8 protein-coding genes are annotated in these 6,960 nt (G+C 69.7%); 3 read left to right on the top strand and 5 right to left on the bottom strand.

The features are described from left to right. Nucleotides 1-618 (bottom strand): homocysteine S-methyltransferase (mmuM, locus tag ABNT58_RS19455; protein ID WP_348755076.1); only part of this gene is annotated, 618 nt, incomplete at its 3' end. 28 nt (nt 619-646) lie between these two features. Beyond that, nucleotides 647-1,465: a basic amino acid ABC transporter substrate-binding protein gene (locus ABNT58_RS19450; protein WP_348755075.1), complete on the bottom strand. Its 819-nt coding sequence runs from the start codon at nt 1,463-1,465 to the stop codon at nt 647-649. 153 nt (nt 1,466-1,618) lie between these two features. Between ABNT58_RS19450 and ABNT58_RS19445 the strand changes: the two genes are divergently transcribed. Next, nucleotides 1,619-2,092 carry an Lrp/AsnC family transcriptional regulator gene (locus tag ABNT58_RS19445; protein WP_348755074.1) on the top strand — a complete coding sequence of 158 codons (474 nt, stop codon included), beginning with the start codon at nt 1,619-1,621 and terminating at the stop codon, nt 2,090-2,092. 1 nt (nt 2,093) lies between these two features. Here ABNT58_RS19445 and ABNT58_RS19440 read toward each other — a convergent pair whose 3' ends face one another. The 3 genes from ABNT58_RS19440 to argH form a co-directional block, all read right to left on the bottom strand. Further along, nucleotides 2,094-2,603: a hypothetical protein gene (locus ABNT58_RS19440; RefSeq protein ID WP_348755073.1), complete on the bottom strand. Its 510-nt coding sequence runs from the start codon at nt 2,601-2,603 to the stop codon at nt 2,094-2,096. 83 nt (nt 2,604-2,686) lie between these two features. Then, nucleotides 2,687-3,970 carry an ATP-binding protein gene (locus tag ABNT58_RS19435; RefSeq protein WP_348755072.1) on the bottom strand — a complete coding sequence of 428 codons (1,284 nt, stop codon included), beginning with the start codon at nt 3,968-3,970 and terminating at the stop codon, nt 2,687-2,689. A 33-nt stretch (nt 3,971-4,003) separates the two neighbouring features. Next, nucleotides 4,004-5,401: an argininosuccinate lyase gene (gene argH / locus ABNT58_RS19430; RefSeq protein ID WP_348755071.1), complete on the bottom strand. Its 1,398-nt coding sequence runs from the start codon at nt 5,399-5,401 to the stop codon at nt 4,004-4,006. A gap of 83 nt (nt 5,402-5,484) precedes the next feature. Here argH and ABNT58_RS19425 point away from each other — a divergent pair, with 83 nt between their 5' ends. Together ABNT58_RS19425 and ABNT58_RS19420 are read left to right on the top strand one after the other, a co-directional pair. Beyond that, a complete protein-coding gene (locus tag ABNT58_RS19425) occupies nt 5,485-6,618 on the top strand; it encodes a histidine kinase (protein WP_348755070.1) in 1,134 nt (377 codons plus the stop codon). 7 nt (nt 6,619-6,625) lie between these two features. After that, nucleotides 6,626-6,960 (top strand): response regulator (locus ABNT58_RS19420; protein WP_348755069.1); only part of this gene is annotated, 335 nt, incomplete at its 3' end.

Below are 6,960 nucleotides of genomic sequence, written 5' to 3'. Positions count from 1 at the left end.
GTCGCGGCAGCTGAAGCTGATCCAGCCGCTGCGGGTGCTGCCGGCGCGCAGCTGGTCCATCAGCCGGGCGAGCGCCCGCGCCTCGGCCAGGCAGGGAATGGTTTCGCAGGCCAGCAGGTCGGCGCCGGCCGCGGCCAGCACCTGCAGCCGCGGGCGGTGGAAGTCCATCAGCGCGGCTTCGTCCAGGCCGTAGTCGCCGCGGTATTCGGAGCCGTCGGCTCGCATCGCGCCATAGGGCCCCACCGAGGCGGCCACCAAGGGGCGGCGGCGGCCGGCGGCGGCCGGCTCCTGCATGAACTGCTCACGCGCCTCCATCGCCAACGCCACCGCGCGCTGCATCAGCGCGGCGGCTTCGGCCTGGGGCAGGCCGCGGCGGGCGAAGCCCTGGAAGCTGGCCTGGTAGCTGGCGGTGGTGGCCACGTCGGCGCCGGCGCGGAAGTAGTCCAGGTGCACCTGGCGGATCAGCTCGGGCTGCTCCAGCAGCACGCGGGCCGACCACAGCGGGTCGTTCAAGTCGGCGCCGCGGCGCTCCAGCTCGGTGGCCAGGGCGCCGTCCAGCACCAGCTGCGGCTGCTGCTGCAGCCAGTCGGCAATCGGGTTGGCTCGGGTGTCGGGCATGCGGTCTCCTGGGCGCAGTGGTACCGGCTCAGCGGCCGATGGCGTCGCCGAAGTACTGGGTCATGAGCTTGGCATGGGTGCCGTCGGCACGCACCTTGGCCAGGCCTTCGTTCAGCTGGGCCAGCAGCTCGGCATTGCCCTTCTTGACGACGATGCCGTACTGCTCGGGCACGAAGCTGGTATCGCTCACCGTCTTGAAGCGCTGGCCGTTGTTGGCCACGTAGTGGGCCACCAGGCCGTTGTCGGCCACCACGGCATTCACGCCGCCGGCTTCCAGCTCGCGCAGCGCCAGCGGAATGCTCTCGAAGCGGCGGATCAGCGGATTGGTCTTGCCCATCAGCTTGGACACCACCTCGTCGCCGGTGGTGCCGGTCTGCACCGCCACGCGCAGCTTCTTCAGGTCGGCCATGCTGCCGACCTTGGCGTCCAGCGGCACGGCGATCAGCTGGCTGGCGTCGAAGTAAGGCTCGGTGAAGTCCATCGTGGGCTTGCGCTCTTCGGTGATGGTGATGGCATGCATCAGCGCATCGCGGTCGCCCTGGGCCAGCGCATTGAACATGCCTTCCCACGGCGTGGCGACGAACTTCACCTGCAGGCCGGCGCGTTCGGCAATGGCCTTCATCAGGTCGATCTCGAAGCCGACGATCTCGCCCTTGTCGTCCTGCCATTCGAAGGGCGGGTACACCGGGTCGGTGCCCACCACGATGACGCGCGGCGCCGGGGCGGCTGCGGGCTGCGAGGCGGCCGCAACGGCGGCCGGTTCAGCCGGCTTGCCGCAGGCGGCCAGCAGCAGGGCACTGCCCAGGCAGGCCAGGGTGAGACGGCGGGACAAAGGCGCAAAGGTCATCGGTGAAGTGGCTGCAAAGGGGGGGTGCAACATTCTGGGCAGCCACAGCGCGGCGCACGCGCAAAGCGGCCAGGGCCTGCGCGGCCAAACGGCGCAGGCGAAGGCTGCAGCGCAGCCAAGCCGCACACGGCGCTTGCGCCGATACTTTGCGCGATGACGACGACCCCCGACCCCCTGGACAGCTTCGACCGCCAGATCCTGGACATCGTGCAGCGCGACAACCAGCGCAAGGCCGAGGCCATCGCGCAGCAGGTGGGCCTGTCGGCCTCGGCGGTGCAGCGGCGCCTGAAGCGGCTGCGGGCGCAAGGCGTGATCCGCGCCGAGGTGGCGGTGCTCGACCGTCAGGCCGTGGGGCCGAGCGTGACGCTGATCGCCGGCATCGAGATCGACCGCGACAACTACCCGGCGCTGGCCGCCTTCCGCGCCTGGGCGGCGCGCGAGGATGCGATCCAGCAGGTGTACTACGTGACCGGCACCACCGACCTGGTGGCCGTGGTGATGGCGCGCGACATGGCCGCCTACGACGCGCTGTGCGAGCGGCTGATGACCGACATCCCGCAGATCCGCCGCATCAACACCCAGGTGGTGATCGATGCGATCAAGGTGGGTCTGCAGGTGCCGGTGTGAGTCACAAAGGCGCGCCGCCCGCAGCGAGTTGGGCTGCCGCGGCGGCAGCATCACGCTCCTCCACGGCCTCGGCGATCAACGGAGCGAAGCGGCGAAGCGCCGTCAACGTGATGGCCCCCGAGTCGTACTGAGCCAGCCACTCACGCCGTTGCCTCAAGATCCTCTCGTCATGCGCCAGATGCAGGTTCTGCACAGTGTCGAGGGCCCTGCGCCGAAAGCGTTGCGGAATGTTCGCCTCGACAGCGACCAGTTGCAGCGAAGGCAGCAGGATCTTGAACCAACCCGCCTTGACGCTGCAGGGGTCCAGCACCTCGCCACTCTTGCTCTTCGCGCTGTTGATCCAGCCGGAGACGTAGCGATAGTTTTGCCACTCGTACGCCAGCGCCTCGTGGGTTGACACCGGCTTGACATGGTCCACTGTGCCGCTGGGCTCGTACATGGCGCCGTAGCCACAGCGGTCGTCGAATGCAGCGGCCAGGTGCATGCGAAACGGGCTCCACAGGTCTTTCACCCGCTTGTGCTTGCGCGTCGCCTTCGGGTGAGCTGCCAGCCAGGCGGCACCCCTTTTGTACAACTTCCGCTTGTCAACGGGAGTCACGATCCGAGCTCGCGGCGCTGGGTTGAGACGATCCAGCGCGGCCAGAAGGTGTCATGACCCGGCAGCACGCGACGCAGTTCCTGATCAATCTTCTTGTGGGTGTTCAGGTTCGCCGGCAGGTCTGTTGCACCTCGCATGAGGGCCTCGGCCGCCTCGATCGCCGCTTCGGCCTCCACCGATCGCGCCTGTTCCAGGCCGAAGGCCGGTGAAACAAGCCAGTTCGTCACGTCACCCTGCTTGGCCCACGGCTCCGGCTCGATCACCGCCTGGCCACCGTTCAATCGCAGACTGAAGACGGTGTCCTGCTCCGCATCAAAGGTGGGCTCTACCGAGGCCAGCACCAGCGGCGAATGCGTGGCCACGATGAGTTGCACCGGCACCCGGCGTCCTGTGAGTGCCTGCATCACCGACAGCAGCGCCGGAACGACCCGCCGCTGCCACTGGGGATGCAGGTGACACTCCACTTCATCGATCAGGAAGATGACCTCCTTGGCCGTCTTCTGGCGCTGCCGGGCACAAGCGCGCTCGTGCTCGCGCCAGGTCCAGACCAGCAGATAGGCCAGCGCCGCAATCCGCCGCATGCCCGCAGATGCATGCACCAAGGGCACATCTTGCGCATAGGGCATGCGCAGCGACGGCTGGTCGGTCACATCGTCGCCCACGCGCATGGGCTGGCCCGGCGTCAGCTTCTCCACCCCCGAAGGAGACAGCGCATCCAGCACCTTCACCAGGTCGCTGAACTCCGGCATGTTGGCGCCCTGCCAGCGAACCCAGTCGGAGATCAGCCCCTTGCAGTGCCATGCTTTCGGCTGCTTGGCGTCCTCGTCCGCGGGCAGCCCCAGCCAGACCTGCTCCGGCGAGAAGTTGAAGGCACGGACCTTGGCAACTTCAGGGTTCTGCTCGGTCCAGTAATTGCGAGCTGGGTCCCACACCGAAAAGCTGCCATCCACACCCGCATAGATGACCACGCCGGGGATCGGCGGTCGCCCCTGCTTGAGCGGCCAGCTCTGAGCGCTGTGCTTGTAGACCACCGTCTCTTCATAGGCCGGTGGGGTCGCCTTGGTGTAGCTGAAGGTGATCTTGGCCGTTTTGGCGTCGGGTTGCGGCGATGCGGGCACGCCGCGCGCCCAGGTGCGGGTGAGTGCCCACCAGGCCACATCCAGGAAAAAGCTTTTCCCGAGTCCGTTGTCTCCCGTAAGGAAGTTCATCCGTGGCGAGAACGTGATCGGACCCAACTCGCTGGCTGGGCCTACGCCCGTCATCTTCAGGGTCTGCAGCATAGGGCTCCACTCACCTGGGGTTGAGGCGCGTTCTCAGCCCAGCCGCGCCTTGTGGCGCGCCACCTGCGCGCGCACCTGCACCGGCGCCGTGCCGCCCAGCACGTTGCGGGCGCCGAGCGAGCCGCGCAGCGTCAGCACCTGCTGCACGTCATCGCCCACCGCGGGGTTCAGCGCCTTCATCTCGGCCAGCGGCAGCTCGGCCAGGTCGATGCCGCGCTGCAGGCAGGTCTTGACCGCATGGGCCACCACCTCGTGCGCGTCGCGGAAGGGCACGCCGCGCTTGGCCAGGTAGTCGGCCAGGTCGGTGGCGGTGGCGTAGCCGCGCAGCGCGGCACGCTCCATCGCCTCGGGCTTGACGACGATGCCCTCCACCATCTCGGCCATGATGCGCAGCGTGTCGCGCACCGTGTCCACGGTGTCGAACAGCGGCTCCTTGTCTTCCTGGTTGTCCTTGTTGTAGGTCAGCGGCTGGCCCTTCATCAGCGTCAGCAGCGCCATCAGGTGGCCATAGACGCGGCCGCTCTTGCCGCGGGCCAGTTCGGCCACGTCGGGGTTGCGCTTCTGCGGCATGATCGACGAGCCGGTGCAGTAGCGGTCGGCCAGGTCGATGAAGGCGAAGTTCTGGCTCATCCACAGCACGATCTCTTCGGCCAGGCGGCTGACGTGCATCATCGTGATGCTGGCAAAGGCGCTGAACTCGATCGCGAAGTCGCGGTCGCTCACCGCGTCCAGGCTGTTCTGGCACACGCCATCAAAGCCCAGCGTGCGGGCCACGCGCTCACGGTCCAGCGGGTAGCTGGTGCCGGCCAGCGCGGCGGCGCCCAGCGGCAGGCGGTTCACCCGCTTGCGCACGTCGGCCAGGCGCTCGGCGTCGCGGGCGAACATTTCCACATAGGCCAGCATGTGGTGGGCAAAGCTCACCGGCTGGGCCACCTGCATGTGGGTGAAGCCGGGCAGGATGGTCTCGGTGTTCTGGTCGGCCACGCTCACCAGCGCGCGCTGCATCTGCGCCAGCAGCGGCAGCAGCGCATCGATCTCGCCGCGCAGCCACAGCCGCACGTCGGTGGCCACCTGGTCGTTGCGCGAGCGGCCGGTGTGCAGCCGCTTGCCGGCGTCGCCCACCAGCTGGGTCAGGCGCGCTTCCACGTTCAGGTGCACGTCTTCCAGGTCCAGCTTCCATTCGAAGGTGCCGGCCTCGATCTCGCTGCGGATCTGCGCCATGCCGCGCTGGATGGCGGCCAGGTCGTCGGCGCCGATCACGCCCTGCGCGGCCAGCATGTCGGCATGGGCCAGGCTGCCTTCGATGTCGGCCTGCCACAGGCGCTTGTCGAAGTCGACGCTGGCGGTGTAGCGCTTGACCAGCTCGCTCATCGGCTCGGAGAACAGGGCCGACCAGGCTTGGGATTTTTTGTCGAGTTGATTGGTGGACATGACGGCAGGCCGGATCGGCGTTGAAGGTGCAGCGCAGCGCGGACAATCGCGCGGAACCCGAGAGTTTATCGACCCACCCCGCGATGACCTGGCCTGCTGACACCCTGGCACCCGCCGCCCCCGCCGAGCCGGCATCGGCGCCGGCAGGCCGCGCCGCGCCGGGCGAAGACGGCTGGCGGCTGTGCCAGCCGGCCTTGGCGTTCCGGGCGCTGCTGGCGGTGCAGGCGGCGGCGCTGCTGGCGGTGCTGTGGGGCGCCGGCAGCTGGGCGCAGGCGCTGGCGGCGCTGGCACCGGCCATCTTTGCCGGCATGGGCGGCACGCTGCTGTGGCTGCTGCTGGGCTGCGCGCTGCGCCGGCCGCTGGCGCGCCTGGCCGTGGCGCGGCGGGTGGCCGTGCTCACCGCGCTGGGCGCGGTGGCGGCACTGGCGGGCCTGGGCGCGGCGGCGGCCGTCAACGGGCTGGCCGACCTGGCGGGCGCCGGCAGCACCGGCCTGGCCACGGCCTGGGGCCTGCCGCCGCTGGGCGGCCCGCAGCTGCTGGCCCTGCCGCTGGCCGGCGCGGCGCTGGCGCTGCCGCTGGCGCTGTGGATCGAGTCGCGCGCCCGCTCGCTGCGACCGGCCGACGCCGATGCGCGGCTGGCCGAGCTGCAGTCGCGCATCCGGCCGCACTTCCTGTTCAATGCGCTGAACACCGCGCTGGCGCTGGTGCAGGTGGACCCGGCCAAGGCCGAACAGGTGCTGGAAGACCTGGCCGAACTGTTTCGCACCGCGGTGGCCGAGCAGCGCAGCGCCGTCACCCTGGCCGAAGAACTGGCGCTGGCCCAGCGTTACCTGGCCATTGAGCAGGTGCGCTTCGGCCCGCGGCTGCGGCTGCTGTGGGAATTGGACGAAGCCGCCGGCCGCGCGCGCGTGCCGCCGCTGCTGCTGCAGCCGCTGGTGGAAAACGCGGTGCGCCACGGCATTGAGCCGGCGGCCGATGGCGGCGTGCTGCGGGTGCGCACCGAGCTGCGACGGGGCGAGGTCATCGTCAGCATCGACAACACATTGGCCGACAGCAGCGCCGCCCCCGCCCCGGCCGGCCACGGCATCGCGCTGGCCAATGTGCAGGAGCGGCTGCGACTGATGCACGACCTGGCCGCCCGCTTCGACGCCCGCCGGCTGGACGGCTGGTGGCGCGTGCGCATCACCCTGCCCGATGAACCGTTGAGCCCCCGCTGAACCGCCCATGAGCCCGCTGCGACTGTTGATCGTCGACGACGAACCGCTGGCCCGCCTGCGCCTGGCCGCACTGGTGCGCGACTGCCCCGAGCCGCGCTGCGAGGTGGCCGGCGAGGCCGGCAACGCCACGCAGGCGCTGGACTGGCTGGCCAGCCGCCCCTGCGACGCGGTGCTGCTGGACGTGCAGATGCCCGGCAGCAACGGCATGCAGCTGGCGGCAGATCTCAGGCGCCTGCCCAAGCTGCCGGCGGTGGTGTTTGTCACCGCCCATGCCGACCATGCGCTGCAGGCCTTCGAGCTGGACGCGGTGGACTACCTGACCAAGCCGGTGCGGCGCGAGCG

The organism is uncultured Aquincola sp. (genome assembly GCF_964001545.1).
Classification (GTDB): domain Bacteria; phylum Pseudomonadota; class Gammaproteobacteria; order Burkholderiales; family Burkholderiaceae_C; genus Aquincola.
The sequence above is the reverse complement of the archived record's forward strand: the minus strand, read 5'-3'. Positions and strand labels throughout refer to the sequence as shown.